The 17,488-nt window shown below is 66.3% G+C and carries 13 protein-coding genes and 1 pseudogene; 7 read left to right on the top strand and 7 right to left on the bottom strand.

Annotated elements, in window-relative coordinates; translation table 11 throughout:
- Nucleotides 1-34: 34 nt before the first annotated feature.
- The 4 genes from dapA (at nt 35) to HWX07_RS18020 (ending at nt 3,278) form a co-directional block, all read left to right on the top strand.
- Nucleotides 35-937 carry a 4-hydroxy-tetrahydrodipicolinate synthase gene (dapA, locus tag HWX07_RS18005; protein ID WP_175877183.1) on the top strand — a complete coding sequence of 301 codons (903 nt, stop codon included), beginning with the start codon at nt 35-37 and terminating at the stop codon, nt 935-937.
- Between the two features lie 111 nt (nt 938-1,048).
- Entirely contained in the window at nt 1,049-2,191 is a 1,143-nt protein-coding gene (gene bamC / locus HWX07_RS18010; RefSeq protein ID WP_175877184.1) for an outer membrane protein assembly factor BamC, read from the top strand.
- Between the two features lie 4 nt (nt 2,192-2,195).
- Nucleotides 2,196-2,972 (top strand): MBL fold metallo-hydrolase, encoded by a 777-nt coding sequence (locus tag HWX07_RS18015; RefSeq protein WP_175877185.1) that lies wholly within the window; start codon nt 2,196-2,198, stop codon nt 2,970-2,972.
- 102 nt (nt 2,973-3,074) lie between these two features.
- Nucleotides 3,075-3,278, top strand: coding sequence for a hypothetical protein (locus HWX07_RS18020; protein WP_006487056.1), 204 nt, complete (start codon nt 3,075-3,077; stop codon nt 3,276-3,278).
- On the opposite strand, the pseudogene HWX07_RS37260 reads toward HWX07_RS18020, so the two are convergent.
- A pseudogene (locus HWX07_RS37260) lies at nt 3,279-3,525 on the bottom strand (hypothetical protein). It abuts the gene before it with no gap.
- Between the two features lie 56 nt (nt 3,526-3,581).
- Nucleotides 3,582-4,802, bottom strand: a complete 1,221-nt coding sequence (locus HWX07_RS18025; protein ID WP_175877186.1) for a cupin domain-containing protein — start codon at nt 4,800-4,802, stop codon at nt 3,582-3,584.
- A gap of 32 nt (nt 4,803-4,834) precedes the next feature.
- Here HWX07_RS18025 and HWX07_RS18030 point away from each other — a divergent pair, with 32 nt between their 5' ends.
- The gene (locus HWX07_RS18030; RefSeq protein ID WP_011694320.1) at nt 4,835-5,377 is read left to right on the top strand and encodes a peptidylprolyl isomerase; all 543 of its coding nucleotides are present in this window, start codon (nt 4,835-4,837) and stop codon (nt 5,375-5,377) included.
- Here the strand turns inward: HWX07_RS18030 and HWX07_RS18035 are convergent.
- Together HWX07_RS18035 and mutS are read right to left on the bottom strand one after the other, a co-directional pair.
- The gene (locus HWX07_RS18035; RefSeq protein WP_175877187.1) at nt 5,357-6,604 is read right to left on the bottom strand and encodes a hypothetical protein; all 1,248 of its coding nucleotides are present in this window, start codon (nt 6,602-6,604) and stop codon (nt 5,357-5,359) included. The genes HWX07_RS18030 and HWX07_RS18035 overlap by 21 nt on opposite strands.
- Nucleotides 6,605-6,608: 4 nt before the next feature.
- On the bottom strand, nt 6,609-9,290 hold the full coding sequence (gene mutS, locus HWX07_RS18040) for a DNA mismatch repair protein MutS (RefSeq protein WP_175877188.1): 2,682 nt from the start codon (nt 9,288-9,290) through the stop codon (nt 6,609-6,611).
- Nucleotides 9,291-9,443: 153 nt separating this feature from the next.
- On the opposite strand from mutS, the gene HWX07_RS18045 reads away from it, so the two are divergent.
- The gene (locus HWX07_RS18045) at nt 9,444-11,150 is read left to right on the top strand and encodes an integrase arm-type DNA-binding domain-containing protein (RefSeq protein WP_175877189.1); all 1,707 of its coding nucleotides are present in this window, start codon (nt 9,444-9,446) and stop codon (nt 11,148-11,150) included.
- A complete protein-coding gene (locus tag HWX07_RS18050) occupies nt 11,147-11,809 on the top strand; it encodes a hypothetical protein (RefSeq protein WP_175877190.1) in 663 nt (220 codons plus the stop codon). Before HWX07_RS18045 ends, HWX07_RS18050 begins: the two co-directional genes overlap by 4 nt.
- A gap of 90 nt (nt 11,810-11,899) precedes the next feature.
- On the opposite strand, the gene HWX07_RS18055 is transcribed toward HWX07_RS18050, so the two are convergent.
- The 3 genes from HWX07_RS18055 to HWX07_RS18065 form a co-directional block, all read right to left on the bottom strand.
- The gene (locus tag HWX07_RS18055) at nt 11,900-12,577 is read right to left on the bottom strand and encodes a hypothetical protein (RefSeq protein WP_105839214.1); all 678 of its coding nucleotides are present in this window, start codon (nt 12,575-12,577) and stop codon (nt 11,900-11,902) included.
- A 136-nt stretch (nt 12,578-12,713) separates the two neighbouring features.
- Complete coding sequence (locus HWX07_RS18060; protein ID WP_175877191.1) at nt 12,714-16,619, bottom strand: autotransporter outer membrane beta-barrel domain-containing protein; 3,906 nt, start codon at nt 16,617-16,619, stop codon at nt 12,714-12,716.
- A 71-nt stretch (nt 16,620-16,690) separates the two neighbouring features.
- Nucleotides 16,691-17,437 (bottom strand): hypothetical protein, encoded by a 747-nt coding sequence (locus HWX07_RS18065; RefSeq protein ID WP_175877192.1) that lies wholly within the window; start codon nt 17,435-17,437, stop codon nt 16,691-16,693.
- Nucleotides 17,438-17,488: the final 51 nt, after the last annotated feature.

A 17,488-nucleotide genomic window follows, 5' to 3' on the forward strand; every position in this document is an offset into this window, starting at 1 on the left:
TCAACGTTTACCGGTACACAATCAATCGCGTTTCATGGCTAACGGCACCCAAGACGGCATTCAAATCCGCGGCAGCATCCCCGCGATCGTCACCCCGATGCTCGAAGACGGCAGTCTCGACCTGCCGGCGTTTCGCAAACTGGTCGACTGGCACATCGCGGAAGGCACCGATGCGCTCGTCGTCGTCGGTACGAGCGGCGAGTCGGCAACGCTCAGCGTCGAAGAGCACATCCTGATGATCCGCACGGCGGTCGAGCATGCGGCGAAACGCATCCCGATCATCGCGGGCGCGGGCGGCAATTCGACCGCCGAGGCGATCGAACTGACGAAGCACGCGAAAGCCGTCGGCGCGGACGCGACGCTGCAGGTCGTGCCGTACTACAACAAGCCGACGCAGGAAGGCATGTACCGCCACTTCCGGACGATCGCCGAGGCGGTCGACCTGCCGGTGATCCTGTACAACGTGCCGGGCCGGACGGTCGCGGACATGACGCACGAGACGACGCTGCGCCTCGCGGAAGTCCCGGGCATCATCGGCGTGAAGGAAGCGACCGGCAACATCGATCGCGCCGCGCACCTGATCAAGGCCGCGCCGAAGCATTTCGCGATCTACAGCGGCGACGATCCGACCGCGATCGCGCTGATGCTGCTCGGCGGCCACGGCAACATCTCGGTGACCGCGAACGTCGCGCCGCGCGCGATGAGCGAGTTGTGCCGCGCGGCGCTGGCCGGCGACGTGCAGATGGCCCGCGCGCTGCACATGAAGCTGCTGTCGCTGCACAAGAACCTGTTCATCGAAGCGAACCCGATCCCGGTGAAGTGGGCGCTGCAGACGATGGGCAAGATGCAGGGCGGCATCCGGCTGCCGCTCACGGCGCTCGACGAGCGCTGCCACGATGCCGTGCGTTCGGCCCTCGTCGAGGCCGGCGTCCTCTGATGCCGAGGCGGCCGCGTCCTGCGGCCGCCGGCTCGACCCCTGATCAACCCGCACCGGCCGGCTCCGTCCGGCGCCGCTCCTGACGAGCGTTCTAGCAAGACGAAGGATTTCATGAAACGTTTCGCCTTTTCCTCTCGCGCCATCCAGTTGTCGGTGGTGGCGCTGGCGCTGGGCGCGCTCGCTGGCTGCGATACGCTGAACGACTACCTGGCCCCCGACCGGGTCAATTACAAGAACACCGGCTCGGCGCCGCCGCTCGCGGTGCCGAGCGACCTGAAGCCGGTGCAGACGACGCAGCAGTTCGTCGCGCCGCCGACCAACGCGGGGCTCGGCACGCTGCCGCCGCGGGCCATGACGCAGGCCGGCAATGCGACCGACGGCATCCCGAGCGCGCAGGATCCGCTCGGCATGCACATCGAGCGCGACGGCGATCGCCGCTGGCTCGTCGTCGACGGCCGGACGCCCGAGCAGCTGTGGCCGATCCTGAAGGAATTCTGGCAGGAGAACGGCTTCTCGCTGAAGACCGATGCGCCGTCGACGGGCATCATGGCCACCGACTGGGCCGAGAATCGCGCGAACATTCCGGACGACTGGTTCCGCCGCACGATCGGCCGGGTCATCGATTTCGCTTATTCGTCGGGCACGCGCGACCGCTTCCGCACGCTCGTGAACCGCACGTCCGACGGCAACACCGACATCTCGATCACGCACAGCGCGATGGAAGAAATGATGGTCGGCCCGCAGGGCGGCACGTCGTCGCGCTGGGAAGAGCGTCCGCGCAACCCGGTGCTCGAAGCCGTGTTCCTGTCGAAGCTGATGCAGAAGTTCGGCCTGACCGACGCGCAGGCGAAGCAATTGCTGACCGATGCGCGCCCCGCGACGGCGCCGGCGCAGGTCAGCGATACGAGCGGCGGCGCCGCGACGCTGCAACTGGCCGAGTCGTTCGACCGCGCATGGCTGCGCGTGGGCCTGGCGCTCGACCGGACCAACTTCACGGTCGACAATCGCGACCGGGAGAAGGGCGTCTACACCGTGCGCTATGCGAATTCGATGGAAGAGCTCAAGCGTGACGGCCTGTTCGGCAAGCTGTTCTACGGCGGTCCGTCGGCGGCCAAGCCCGGCAAGGAATACCTGATCAACGTGCGCGCGCAGGGCAATGGTACGCAGGTCGCGGTGGTCGGCGCGAACGGCCAGATCGACAACTCGTCGGACGCGCAGCGGCTCATTTCGCTGCTGCACGCGCAGCTGAACTGAGCGCGTGCGATTCGCCAGCCTCGGAAGCGGCAGCGAAGGCAACGCGCTGGTCGTCGAGGCCTCGAGCGGCACGACGACCACCCGCGTGCTGCTCGACTGCGGCTTTTCTGCCAAGGAGGTCGAGCGCCGGCTCGGCCGACTGAATCTCTGCATCGCCGATCTCGATGCGATCCTCATTACCCACGAACACAGCGACCACGTCGGCAGCGCGCTGACGCTCGCGCGCCGCGTGTCGCTGCCGCTCTACATGAGCTGGGGCACCGCGCGCGCGGTCGGCGCGGACGAGGCCGATGTCGATCTCCACGTGCTGTGGGGCGACGAGACGGCCGCGATAGGCGATCTCGCCGTGATGCCCTATACGGTCCCCCACGACGCGCGGGAACCGCTTCAGTTCGTCTTCATGGACGGAAACCGCCGGCTCGGCGTGCTGACGGATGTCGGGATGGCCACGCCGCACATCACGGCCGTCCTGAGCGGCTGTGACGCGCTGGTGCTCGAATCCAACCACGATACCGCGATGCTGGCCGCCAGCCGCTATCCGCAGTCGCTGAAGGCGCGGATCGGCGGCAACCACGGCCATCTGAGCAACGCCGCCGCGGCCGACATCCTTGCGTCGCTGGAACGCAGCCGTTTGCAGCACCTGGTCGCGGCCCATCTGAGCCAGCAGAACAATCTGCCGGAACTGGCCCGCCAGGCGTTTGGCGGCGTACTCGGGACGGACGGCGAAGACGTGGTCGTGGCCTCGCAGGACGCGGGCTTCGACTGGCTGATGCTCGGATGAGCGGAGCAGGGCTGCCGCGGCGGCCCGAAGCGGCTGCCGGGCGCTCGATTCGAAAGCGGCAGACGTAAAAAAACCGGCCCTCGGGCCGGTTTTTTTCAGCTGATGCTGAAGGCTTACTGGCTTGCGCCCGAAGCCGGAGCAGCCGTCGCTGCCGAAGCAGCCGACGCCACTGCAGCAGCAGCGTCGCTCGCAGCAGCCGTTGCCGACGAAGCAGCAGCCGAAGCGTCGCTCGCAGCACCAGCAACTGCCGAAGCAGCCGACGAAGCAGCAGCAGCCGCGTCGCTTGCAGCCGACGAAGCAGCTTGATCAGCGCTCTTGTTGCAAGCAGCCAGTGCAACAGCAGCCAACAGGGAAGCTACGAGGAGGGATTTCTTCATGATCACGTCCTTTTATGGTTAAAGGTAAGCAACAGCGCGAAACAATACCGGTAATGTGCTCCAACACCGACCTGGGCCGCTGGTGGAGATGCACTTCTTAGAGCGTGAATCTTCCCTACGGCTTGGGCGGAAATTATATGCACTTTCCTATCGACCGTCGACAAATGCGGGGTCAATACGTTGTCTTTCCCATACAGAATTTGATCTGTACGGGCATACGGGGCGACTCACACTAATTCCGGTTTCCGACCCGTATCCAGCCCGCACGATACCACTCGTGCAACAAGGCTGTCATCGAAGGGACCCGGGATAGTGTTACAAACCGTTTCGCCTCCATCTGACGTTGATTGGCCAGTTCGGGGAGCCATTCCTCGGCTTCCTCGAGCGGTCCTTCCTCGCCATTAATGAAGTACGAGCGCGCGTTATACATCAATGCGGCCCTTCTGTCGAGACGCACGCCACGGCGTGACGCTTGCGTGACGAATGCGGCCTCGGACAGCGGACGCTCGGGCGGGTCGAAAACGACGTTCGATTTCGGCTCGCTCAGGTAGCAGCCGAGGAATTCGGCGACGTCGCGCTTGCGCCAGCGGATCGCGTCGACGATCTCGGCCACGCGTTCGACCATCGCCGGCGGCAGTTGCGCGGGCGCATCGACGGCCGGCTGCTTCGGATCGCGGTAGAGGTCGTCGCCCCCCGCGTCGCGCAGGCCGCCGCGCTCCGCGAGGTAGTACAGGAACTGGGCGCCCAGCTCGCCGGCGGACGGCGCCCGGAAGCCGATCGAGCAGGTCATGCACTCGCCTTCGGCCACGCCGTCATGCGCGATGTGCGGCGGCAGGTACAGCATGTCGCCGGGCTCCAGCACCCATTCGTCGCTCGGCTCGAAGTTTTCGAGGATCTTCAGCGGCACGTCCGGCTGCAGCGACAGATCCTTCTGCGCGCCGACCCGCCAGCGGCGCCGGCCTTCGACCTGCAGCAGGAACACGTCATACGAATCGAAGTGCGGGCCGACGCCGCCGCCGTCGGTCGCATACGAGATCATCAGGTCGTCCAGGCGCGCGTCGGGGATGAAGCGGAACCGGTCGAGCAACGCGCGCGCCGCGTCGACGTGCAGGTCGAGCCCCTGCACGAGGAGGGTCCAGGATTTGCGTGTCACCGCGGGCAGTGTGTCGGGTTCGAACGGACCGTGCGCCAGTTGCCACTTGTTACGAAAATGGGTGATCAATCGCGATTCCGCGTCATAGTCGGCGGCGAGCTCGAACAAGTCATCGCGCGTGACCGGCGACGCGACGCCTGGGATCGCCTGGCGGATCAGCAGCGGCTTCTTTTGCCAGTAGTCGCGCATGAATTGCGCCGGCGTGAGACCGCCGAGCAGCGGCGTGGGAAGATCGGAGGGCGGTGCGCCGAGCGGGGCGGCAGCGGTATCCCGCGGTTCGGCTTGAGACCGGTTGCGCATCGTATAATGAGACTTGTATTTGGGAGAATTGGATGAAAATCGCAAAAAACACCGTCGTGTCGGTCACTTACAAGCTGTCGGACGCACAGGGCAATCTGATCGAGGAAAGCGACGAGCCGATGGTCTATCTGCACGGCGGCTATGATGGCACGTTCCCCAAGATCGAGGAACAGCTCGACGGCCACGAGGCAGGCTATCAGGCGCAGATCCAGCTCGAGCCGGAGGACGCGTTCGGCGACTACGATCCCGAGCTCGTGAAGATCGAGCCGCGCGACCGTTTTCCCGAGCCGCTCGAAGTGGGCATGCAGTTCGAAGGCACGCCGGAAGACGGTGACGAGGAAGCCGACTCGCTGATCTATACGGTCACCGATATCGCCGAAGACAAGGTCGTGCTGGACGGCAATCACCCGCTGGCGGGCATGGCGCTGCGTTTCGCGCTGACCGTGAAGGACGTTCGCGAAGCCACCGAAGACGAAATCGAGCACGAGCACGCGCATGGCGCGGAAGGGCTCGAGATCGTGGACGAGGACGACGACGAAGACGGCGAGGCGCCGTCAGGGCGTACGCTGCACTGAGCTTGCCGGCAGGCCCGGCGCCGGCCCCGATGCGGGGGGCGGTGCCGGCCATGACGCGCCGCCTGGTGCGGCGCCGTCCCCCTGCAACGGCGGCGCGACCGACGACGCGTCGGGCAGCGCCGGCAGCGCGGGGATTTCCGGCATCTGCGGCAGCGGCACGTCGTCGCGCGGCGCGAGCGGCAGCGCGGGCGGCACCGGCAGGTTCTTCGGCACCTCCTGCAGGCTCACGTTGAAGATCGTCTGCCGTGCCGGCGATACGCTTACCTTCACCCACTGATTCGTCGGATGGCGCGGTCCGACCGCGACGCGCGTCACGTTTCCGACCAGCTCACCGTCGTCGCCATGCAGCGGACGGTCGATCAGAAAGCCGTTCGCCAGCGGTTCGCCGCTCGCGTGCATCACCAGAATGGGCCCGCGGAACGTCGCAGCCGCCTTCACCAACGTTCGTTTCAGCTCGCGGAAGCCGTCGCGCACGCGCGGCCGGTTGAAACGCAGCCAGGCAAAGCGTTCCGCGCGTTCATAGCGTTCGAACTGCGGATCGCCTTCGAAAATCACGACCATCGCACGGGCTTCGCGCCGCTTCGCATATTCGGCCGCATGGTCGATCCAGAAGCCGTTCGCGATGATGCGGTCCTCGAATTCACCGTTGCGGCCGCCCGCCGTCAAATAATGGTTGTTCGGCGCCGGCGCGTTGAGTGCGACGTAGACGATGTCGTCGCGCATCCAGCGTGCGTTTTCGCGATACGGCCGGAACCGTGCGACTTCGCTCTCCCGCGTGATCTGCAGTGCGCCGGGGTCGGGCAGAGCCGAATCGGCGAGCAGCGTCTGCCGCAGGAAGTCGAGCCGCTCGACCGGGTCGTAGCTGCCGCCGGCCGCGGTGTTGCAGGCGATCCAGTCGTCGTGGCCGGGAATGAACACGAGCGGCACGCGCGCCGTATCCAGGATCGCACCGCGCTGCGAATACAGCGCGTCGCGGCATGCTTCCTTCGAGCCTTTGAGATCGCCTGCGTAGACGACGAACGCGAGATTGCGCTCGCGTGCAATCGCATCGAGCAGCCGCTGCGCAGCCGGTTCGTCCGCCGGAGCATTGATGACGCCCGACACGACCGCGAACGAATAGGGCGCTGCGCTGCGCTTGGGCGGCGCGGCCAGTGCATCGGCCTGCGCCACCGCAAGCACCGCCGCGACGAGCGCGGCGGCGGCGCGGGCCGGCAGGCCGCGCGGCATGCGCTTACGCGTGCCCGTCGGCATCGTGCGACCGGACCAGCGTGCGCAATTCATACAGCAGGTCGAGCGCCTCGCGCGGCTTGAGATCGTCGGGATCGATGTCGCGCAGTTTTTCGAGCGCCGGATGCGGCGTGTCGGGCAACGCCGGCGCGTCCGCGCATTCGAGATCGTCGACGGCCGCGGGCGGCGCGCTGAAGAGATCGAGTTGCGGCGTATGCTGGGATGCCGACTGCTGTTCGAGATACGCGAGGTGCTTGCGCGCGGCGCGGATCACCGGCGCCGGGACGCCCGCGAGTTGCGCGACCTGGAGGCCGTAGCTCTGGTTCGCCGGGCCTTCGTTGACCGCGTGCAGGAACACGATCCCGTGGCCATGCTCGACGGCCGACAGGTGGACGTTGGCTGCTTGCGGGAATTCCGCCGGCAGTTGCGTCAGCTCGAAATAGTGCGTCGCGAACAGCGTGTAGCACGCGTTGTGCGCCAGCAGGTGGCGCGCGATGGCCCAGGCGAGCGCGAGGCCGTCGAAGGTCGACGTGCCGCGGCCGATTTCGTCCATCAGCACGAGGCTTTGCGGCGTCGCGTCGTTGAGGATCGCCGCGGCTTCGGTCATCTCGACCATGAAGGTCGAGCGGCCGCCCGCGAGATCGTCGGCCGCGCCGATGCGCGTGAAGATCCGGTCGATCGGGCCGAAGCACGCCGACTTCGCCGGCACGTAGCTGCCGACGTACGCCATCAGTGCGATCAGCGCGGTCTGCCGCATGAACGTCGATTTACCGCCCATGTTCGGCCCGGTGATCAGCAGCAGCTTGCGCTCGGTGCCGAAACGGCAGTCGTTGGCGATGAACTGCTCGACCTGCGCTTCGACGACCGGGTGGCGGCCCTGTTCGATTTCGATGCCGATCTCGTCGGTGAAGGTCGGCGCGACCCAGTCGAGCGCTCGGGCGCGTTCGGCGAAGGCGGCGAGCAGGTCGAGCTCGGCGAGGGCCGACGCGACGCGCTGGCATTCGGGGATGAACGGCAGCAGCGCCTGCAGCACCGAGTCGTACAGCGCGCGCTCGCGCGCCAATGCGCGTTCCTGCGCGGACAGCGCCTTGTCCTCGAAGGTTTTCAGTTCCGGCGTGATGTAGCGTTCGGCGTTCTTCAGCGTCTGGCGGCGGCGATAATCGTCGGGCACCTTGTCGGTCTGACCGCGCGTGACCTCGATGTAGAAGCCGTGCACCTTGTTGTATTCGACGCGCAGGTTCGCGATGCCGGTGCGCGCTCGCTCGCGCGCCTCGAGATCGATCAGGAACTGCCCGCAGTTTTCCGAAATGTCGCGCAGCTCGTCGAGCTCGGCATCGTAGCCGCGCGCGATCACGCCGCCGTCGCGGACCATTGCGGCGGGTTCGGTGGCGATCGCGCTCGTCAGCAGGTCGAGGCATTCGGCCGGCGGCGCGAGCGCCGCGTCGACGCGCGCGAGCGTATCCGCGTTCGCGACGATCGCGCCGATGCGCTCGCGCAGCGCCGGCAGCGCGGCGAACGTGTCGCGCAGGCTCGAGAGGTCGCGCGGGCGAGCGGACAGCAGCGCGAGCCGCCCGGTGATCCGTTCGACGTCGGCGATCTGTCGCAGCGCGCTGCGCAACGCATCGAGGCTCGCGTTGGCCGGCGCGTCCAGCAGCGCGCCGATTGCCTGCTGGCGCGACTGCGCGGCGACCGACGCGCGCGGCGGGTGATGCAGCCAGTGACGCAACAGGCGGCTGCCCATCGTCGTGCAGCAGGTGTCGAGCAGCGAATACAGCGTGGGCGATTCGGTGCCGCGCAGCGTCTCGGTCAGTTCGAGGTTGCGGCGCGTGGCCGGATCCAGCCCGATGTATTCGGTTTCGTTCTCGACCTTCAGGCTGCGCACGTGCCGCAGTTGCTGGCCTTGCGTGGCTGCTGCGTAGAGCAGCAGCGCGCCGGCCGCGCCGCATGCGCTCGTCAGCGAATGCGCGCCGAACCCGTCGAGGCTCGCGACGTCGAGCTGGTCGCACAGGCGCTGCGTGCCCGACGCGATATCGAAGTGCCAGGCCGGCACGCGTTTGCTCGCGCCCGCGCCGGCGGGAAGGGCGTCGGTTGCGCCGTCCGGTGTCAGGATCTCGGCCGGCCGGATGCGTTCGAGCGCGGCGGCAAGCTGGTCGGGCTCGATTTCCGCGAGACGCAATGCGCCGCTCGCGAGGTTCAGCCATGCGAGGCCGATATTGACCGCGACGCCGCGCTTGTTGTGGCCAGTACACATCGCGAGCAGGTAGACGTCGTTCTTGTCGGACAGCAGCGCGGCATCGGTCAGCGTGCCGGGCGTGACGACGCGCACGACCTTGCGCTCGACCGGGCCCTTCGACGTGGCCGGATCGCCGATCTGTTCGCAGATCGCGACCGATTCGCCCATCTTCACGAGCTTCGCCAGATACTGCTCGACCGCGTGATGCGGGACGCCGGCCATCTTGATCGGCGTGCCCGCCGAGGCGCCGCGCTGCGTGAGGGTCAGGTCGAGCAGGCGCGCCGCTTTTTCCGCGTCCTCGAAGAACAGTTCGTAGAAGTCGCCCATCCGGTAGAAGACGAGCGTGTCCGGATGATCGGCCTTGATGCGCAGGTACTGCTGCATATACGGGGTGTGGGTTTTTACCCCTTCCGTTTCACCGGGGTTTGCGCGGTCTGTTTCCTTCAACGCCATACTGGGCGGGCCTCTCCAAGTGTTCGATGCTGATGCGTAGCGTGGCATTTACCGCCAATAGCCCGCACCAAAAAGTATGCCGGGCGTATGCCAGTGTAATAGAATCGGCTTGCGAGGTCGTTTCTGGGCATACAGGGTCATCCGGGCATACAAATGAAAATCGAGATCACAGCTACCATCGCCAGCGCGTTACACATCGACGTTCGACCCGAGGTCGGACTGCCACCGGACAAGTGGCCGGCCAACCCGGATCGGCAACCGTACGTGGTCACCGACGCCATCGGCCCCACGGGGTTTGGCATCAAGGTGACCGCGAGCAATGCGTCCTTCATCGTTCAAAAACGGGTACGGGCATCCGGGCCGGGCGCGGTGATTCGCGCGACCCTGGGCCGCGTGACGGAGATGACCGTTCAGCAGGCGCGCAAAAAAGCGCACGAGGTGTTGGACGGCATCGTCGAAACGGGGCGGGCACCGGGTCCGGACAAACGCAACCGCGACGAACGGGATTTGACGCTGGGCGAGGCGCTGGACGTTTACAGGCACGATCTCGTGCACCGAAAACGCCCGGCTAAAGCCAGTAGTTTAAGGTCTTACGACAAAGCCGTGCGCAAACTCGCGGTCTGGAAGAACAAACGGATCAACGACCTCCTGGACGAGGAGATCGTGGACGCGTTCGAGGCGATCAACGCCAAAGCCCCCACGACCGCAGAGCAGACCTTCCGGTGGGCATCCACCGCGGTGAACCATGCGGTGGAGAAGGAGGCACGGATGGCTCAACGCCGGGCCGAGCGACCGGTGCTGACCTACAACCCCTTCAACATCCTCAAAAATCGGTACCGCACGCGTCAGGAGCTGGAGAACCACTACAAACTGACGGGGCGTCGCCAGCCGCTCACCCTGGAAAAGAGCATGGGTCCGTGGCTGCGGGCGATCTACCACCGGCGCAAGGAAAACCGCACCGGTTGCGATTACCTCCTGCTGGCCACTCTCTGGGGGTGCCGCAGCCAGGAATGCTCCGACCTCATGTGGCTGGATCAGATCACGCCGGAGGAGGCCGCGCGGGTTTCGTTCGTCGACCTGGAGAACGGCTACGTGACCATGCGGGACACTAAGAACCGCCTAGACTTTGTCCTCTGTATTTGCCGGGGCGCGCGCAAGATCCTCGAGGGGCGTCTGGCGATCCGGGACCAGGAAGCGGCAGCGGACCCGGATCCGTTCCGTCGGGCGTCCCGCAAGCGGTGGGTGTTCCCGCCCCGGTCCGAGTCGCGGCTGCGCAAGACTCCCCACTACAAGGACAGCAAGTCCCTGCGGACCTACCTGTGCCGGGACGCTGGGATCATCAAGTGGACGATCAAAACGGACCCGGACGGCACCCGTTTTCAGGTTCCGGTGTCGTCGCTGGGCATGCACGACTTGAGGCGTACGTTCGGTGGTGTCACCGACACCCTTCATTTCAGCGAGGAGACGACCAAGAAACTGCTGAATCACTTCGTCAACGCCCGGTCCCAGACGGACCAGCGGATCGCCAAGGAGGATTCCGTCACGCCCAACGTCGCGCGCACGTTGCAAAACAAGGCGGAGTTGTCGAACGTCACGACGCGGTACACGATCCCGGACGCTGAACGTCTGCGTGAGGCGATGCAGACGGTGGAGTTGACCATCCTGTCGACCTACCCACCGTTCTTCAACATGCTGATCGCCACGACGCCGGACATCACGCCGATGACCTTGTGGGAGCCCGAGCCGCTAAAATGGCCGAGCCCACGGCCCGGCATTGAGGTGCGAGGGCTGGACAAGATGCCGGTGGACGACGAGGACGACGACGGGACCGACGACGAGGACGAGGTAGAAGCCGCATGATCAGCATCGAGCAACTGGACGACGAGGTGATGGTTCGTCGCATGAATACCGTGTCGGCGTTGCACGACGAGCAGAGCGTGAGCGAGCCGGTGGCCGCCCTGTTCCTGGGGCGGTCCGCGCGCACCCTGGAACGCATGCGCAGCGAGGGGCGGGGGCCGGTCTACACCCAGGCGAAGCAGGAGGACGGCCCCCAGTTCACCGGACGCAAGCCCGCCGTCACGTACCTGATGCGGGACCTGCGGGCCTGGCGTGAGAACCACAAGATCATGAACCCACGTGAGGGGACCGCCCGGGACCGTCGCGCGCTGTCCTTCGCCACCTTGGCGGACCTGCTGGACGACCAACCTTGGTTCACCAAGGTGGGGTCGGGCGACCTGGTGGGCCACGCCCTGACGGGACCCATCGAGGTCTTCGAGGAGCGCCTGGTGGATCCCGAGATCGAGGTGACCTGGCTCCCCATGCCCGAGGCCATGGACCGACCGTGGCGCAACCTGCGGGAGCGCACCCCGTTCCACGACGCGTACATCGGCGTGCTGGGCGAGGCCATGCGCCTGAGCCAGGTCCGGCAGGACGACGCGGTCCTGCGCTCGGAGTTCGACGCGCTGGACGACGAGCGGGGCGAACCCCTGCCACCGGGACCGGGGCGCAAAACCTTCTGAAACCCGAACCCCCAAAACCCTGGATGCTTCAACGACAAACGCCCCGAGTTCGGGGCGTTTTCACATCCGGCGCGGGCCCGTGGGCACGGCTCAGGGGGCGATGAAGACCTCCTGCTTCCAGCGCAGCAGGTTGGCGATCGGCGCGGTGCCCGCCACGTACGGCACCTTCGTGACCGGGAACGCGGCCTTCTGATACGCCCACACGTTCGCGAAGGGACCCGTCGGGCCCTCACCGCGCACGATGGTCACGGCGTAGGTCGTCTTGTCGAAGGTCGCCTGATTCGCGCTCGCTTCGCTGGGCGAGCCCAGGAAGAACAGCAGGTCCTTCGCGGTGGCGGACACCGCTTCGTCGGTGGCGCCCAGGGGCTGACCGATCCCCACGATCGTGTTGCCCAGACCGGTCACCGCCAGGGCGCTGGTTTCGTACGCGCCGTCGTTGGCGTCCGGGTGAAGCCCGGCGATCACGTGGAGGTTCGACGCGCCCGGCACGGGGATGGAGCAGGGGAGCTGTTCGGGCGTGGTGCTCTTCGAGCAGCGGGCCGGCAGCGCTTCACCCAGCACCAGGCCGTGCACGAAGCCGGTGGTGAGGAAGCTATAACCATCGGTGGGGAGGAAACTGTAGCCCTCGACCGACGCCTGACCGTCGGCGGTCAGTTGCTGCGGCGTCTTCAGATCGTTCAGCAGGGTGTACGGCTGGGGTGCAGCGATCGCGGCCCCGCTGACCAGCGAAGCGGCGAGCAGTGCGGCGGTGATGGTCGTTTTGAGCATGAAAGGGTCTCCTCCCGAGTGATGCCCGCGCGACGGGGCGGGCGTCCGTGGTCCACATCTAGCAGCATTGCCAGGGCTGTCAACCCGTGCCCTGGCACGGACAAACGCCCACCGAAGTGGGCGTTGTGCTCGACCGTCAGAACGACTTCTTGAGTTGCAGCTCCGCGCTCTCGCTGGTGTAGTGCTTGCCGACCTGCAGGTTGGCTTGCGCGGTCAACGACAGGCCCTTGGCACGGTAGAGCGTGGCGCCCACCGACAGGTCCGCGGTGTCGCGCACCGACGGGGCGCTGACCGTGGTGAAGCTGGTCTGGCCCGTGGTGTCCCCGGTGAACGTCGCGGTGGTGTTCGGCACGTTGCCGCCGAACTGGTGCATGTAGTAGGCGCCGATACGCGGCACGATGGTGCCCGCCTTGGTCTCGAACGCCTTGGACAGCGTCACCCCGATCGTCGAGTGGACGGAGACGTCGGACGCCCCGTTGACCGCCAGGCCCACGCCCGAACCGCCGTCCGATTCGACGTAGCTCCCCAGGCGGCGATACACGACACCGAGGGCGGCCGACGGGGTGACGGTGATGCCGTCGATCCAGGCGAGCGGGAGGCCTGCTTCCACACGTGCACCGTAGGACTGACCCGAGAAGTGCGCGCTGGCATCACCGGCCGCAACACCCGCAAGGTTCACCGACCGGCTCGCGTTGAACTGGTAGATGCTGGCGTTTTCGGCGATGTCCACGTAGGCGTGGCCCGAAGGAGCGGTCCAGCCCTGGTAGAGCGTGAACCCGAACGCGTTCACACCGAGGTCCTGACCGCTTGCGTCACCGGTTGCGTTGCTCTGGCCATGGGCGTAGGTGAAGGCAACTCCCGCGCGCCAGGCGTTGTTGGCGAGCGCCTTGTCCGCCCCGACCGCGAGCTGACCGTAGGTGAAGTTCGAACCGCTGACCTCACCGAACGTCCCGCCATCGGTCGTGCCGCGCTGCTCGGCGCCACCGGAGGCACGACCCCACGACTGCCAGCCGTTGCCGGTTGCAGCATCCGCCTGCACCGCGGCGCGCTGCGCCTGGGCCCGATCGGCGACGACACCCATGGCACCGTCGTTGAGCGCGAGCATCGCGTTGGCGGCCTGCGCGTGCGGGATCGGCGCGAGCTGGGTGCCCGCCTGCGTCACCTGACGAGCGGTCCCGTTCTGCTCGATGGCCAGCACGGTGTTCTCGGCGCTCATCAACCCGGCGCTGTTCCACCCGGTGTAGCGCACGATCCCGTTGGTCGCCGCGACCGAGGTCTGCGTGAGACCCGCGACGCTCGCGTGCACGATCGGCGTGGTGGGGTTGCTCGGGCTCGACGGCGTACCCGGGTCCGACGGCGGAGTCGTCGTGGTGTCACCACCACCCGAACCGGTCCCGGTATCGCCCGAACCCGTTCCGCTTCCCGTCCCAGTTCCGGTCCCAGTTCCCGAACCGGTACCCGTACCAGAGCCGGTACCCGTGCCCGAACCCGTTCCGGTTCCGGTTCCGCTCCCGGTTCCCGTGGAGGTCGAACCCAGTTCCACGACCAGGTTGTTCCCGACCTGGGAGGCGGTCACCGTGCCGGTGTAGCCGGTCGCGGTGGCGGTGATCCCCGGCACGTTGTAACTCGCGGTCCCTGCGGTGTTGATGATGGTGAAGCGCTGACCGTCGGCGAACCCGAAGACGTTGAACGGCGCGAGCTTCAGCGCGGTCGATCCCGCGAGCGCGGAGTTCCCGCTCACGTTCCACTGACCGTAGTTGGTCGCGCTCTGCACCTGCGACACCAGCGTCGCACCGTCGGCGACGTTGAAGTTCCCGTTGACCGCGACCGGTGCGTACGAGATCAGCGATGCGCCGCTGGACACGTTCAGGTTCGGCGCGTTGACCGCGTCGTTGAGCACCACGTTCCCGGACGCGATGGTCACGTCCGCGTTCGGGCTGTCGATCTCCGACTGCGTGGAGGTCGAACCGAAACCGCTGAACAGACCCAGTTGCCCGTTGGTCGCGGTTCCGTCGGTGTAGCTCGACGCACCGTCGATCACCAGCGCGTTGCTGGAGAGGTTCTTCACAGCACCCTGCACCTCACCTTCGTTCGTGAACGAGGTCACGTTGCCCGTGCTCTCGATCTGGATCGCAGCACCCGCGCTCGAGGTGGTGTTGGTGTTCGACACCAGCGCGTCCAGGTTGAGCGCGGCGGTCCCGGCGACGTCGATCGTCGGAGCGGTACCGCTCGCGGTGATGACCGGACCGGCACCACCCGTGCTGAAACCCGAGGCGTTCACGGTGAGAGCACCGCCCTGCTCGACGTCGATCGCGGAACCCGTACCCACGTTTTGTACGCTAGCGTTGCGGCCAGCGAGGGTGAGGTTCACCGTCCCGTTGTTCTTCACGTCCACCGCCGAACCCGTGGTGGCCGCTTCGATGGCGGCGTTGTCCTGAACCGTGGTGTTGGCGGTCGCACCACCACCGACGGTGAGACCGTTCCCCGAACCGGTTGCCATGACCAACCCGTTGTTCTCGACGGTCACGGTCGCGACCGTGCCAAGATTGGTCACCTGCAAACCGTCGGCGGTCCCGCTCCCCCCGACCACACCGCTCACGGTCACCGCGGTCGTACCGTTGTTCAGTTCCACACCGGCCACGGCGCTACCGTTCACGCTGCTCCCGGCACCGACGTCGAGCGTGGGCAAGTCCCCGTCGCTCTCGATCCCGGACGTACCTGTGATGTCCGCACCGGTCGTGGTCGTGATCCCGTTCGTCACGGTCCCGGTGGCGGAGTTCACCACGGCGACACCGTTCGCGGCGCTCACCGCACCACCGAACGTCATGCTATTCACCGTCCCGTCGTTCTGCACCGCAGCGCTGGTGTTCCCGGTACCGATCGTCTGCACGGACGAACCGGCGTCGGTTTTCAGATCGCCCATCGTCGAACCGGCGGTGTTCGCGATCGCGGATTCGGCGGACGACGAGGCTTGACCTCCGATCTCGACGTTGCCCGTCGTTCCCTTGTTCCAGATCACGTAACCTTGGGTGTTGGAGTGACCGTCCAGGGTGATGTTCCCGATCACGGCACCGGCTTCGTTGTTGATCGCGGCGGTCCCCGGCAGCGAACCGTTGATCAGACCGGTGGAGGTCTCGTTCACGTCGCCCATTTGGGCGTAGTTGTGGATCCCGTTCCCACCGCCCGACCCAGTCGCGCTTTCCAGCATACCGCTCACCGACACCCCACCGACGGTCGCGGTGCTGTTCGTCGCGGATCCGTTGACCAGCGCGTCCCCGCTCGCGTTCAACATCCCCGCGATGGTCACCTGCTGAACGTTGCCCAGGTTGAGCAGACCGCTCGCGCTTCCGTAGAGGGTGAGTCGAGCGTTGGTACCGATGGTGAACTGGTCGATCTGACCGGTGGCGGCGTTGATGAACGCGGCTTGCATCGAGGTCGCCGTCGCGGTCTCGTTGCCCTCTTCGTCGAGGGTCACGATGTGGCCGGCGTTGTTCACGTACGCGACACCGTTCATCATGCTCACCAGCAGACCACCGTTGTCCTGCAGCAGGCCGATGGTGGCACCGGCTTCGTTCACGACCCCGTAGAGACCGCTCATGCCGCTACCGATCGTCGCTCCCAGGGCGTTGATCAGAGACTGGATGGTCCCTTTGTTGTCGATCCCGATCTGTCCGTTGATCGAACCCTCGTTGGTCATCGCGACGATGTTGCCGCTGTTCACAACACCAGCACCACCGGTGGTCCCGCCGGCGATCGCGGAACCGGACGGGTTGTCCCAGTCGTTCACCGTTACGGACGTGTCCACACCGTCGGCCGAGCCGGTCGCCTGGTCGATCCCGGAGTTCGTCACGTTGCCGATGACCGTGGTGGTGTCCGGCCCGAACGACGCACCGGAGGCGCCGCCAAGGTCCACCGTCGGGGTGGAGGAGGTGACGACCACCGATTGCGCGAACGCGCCCTGGGCCGAGAACGCGACCGCCGCAGCGACCGCCAGGCTCAGGGTGGAACGGCGGAAGGTGGGACGGGAAGATGCAACCATCATAAGTAGGTCTCCTCAAGGTTGGTGGTTGGAACGACGGGCAGCGGGTGAAACGGGGTGCAGCGATCGGTTGATCAGAACCAGGACGACGGGATGGCGACGCGAGCTTGGAAGCCCAGGAAGCCGTAGATGCCGGCGCTCTTGACGTTGGGCACGGCGATGACGTTCACGCCCCACTTGTGGTCGTGCTCGTAGGACACGATCAGGCCGGCGGCCGGCATGAACCCACGGGGCTCCTGGCGCGGCACCGAGGTCGTCGTCTTGACCCACGTAGCACCCAGGGCGTTCAGAATGGGCGTGTAGGTGAAACCCGGCACCATCGTGGTCTTCTTGTAGCCGCTGAGAGCGCCGCCCACGATTCCGACGTTCACCCGGTCCTTTGAAGTGATGTCGAGCTGCACAGGGGTGTAGCGGCCGAGCACGTACCAGCTCGGGTCCCAGTCGCTGTTCCGGTAGTAGCCGGCCATCACCCCGATCACGTCGTTGGTGTATTCCAGGCCACCGCCCCAGTTGTTTTCGTTGAAGTCGTATTCCTTCTTGGCCTGGCGGTCGAAGTGGTACGCGTGAAGGTTCAGGTCCACGTAGAGGTGGAAGTCCTTCGAACCCAGCGGCTGGAACGACACGCTCGGGAAGAGGAACGGCGTCTGGGGAACCGGGTCCTGCACGTAGCTCACCACCGCGGCCTGCGGCTGACCGGTGCTGTCGCTCACGTTGCGTTCCGCATCGCTCTGGGCGAAGGCGGGCAGGGCTTCCAGCCCGGTGATCATGGCCAGGGCCACGGCCCCAAGCTGTTTCAGGCGGTACTTGGTCTTACGCGTCACGGTTCTCCTCCCTTGACGATCCAGGGGCCTCCTCTCCGGGCCCGACACCTC

The sequence above is a fragment of the Burkholderia sp. BCC0097 genome (assembly GCF_902832985.1).
In the GTDB taxonomy this organism is placed as follows: domain Bacteria; phylum Pseudomonadota; class Gammaproteobacteria; order Burkholderiales; family Burkholderiaceae; genus Burkholderia; species Burkholderia orbicola.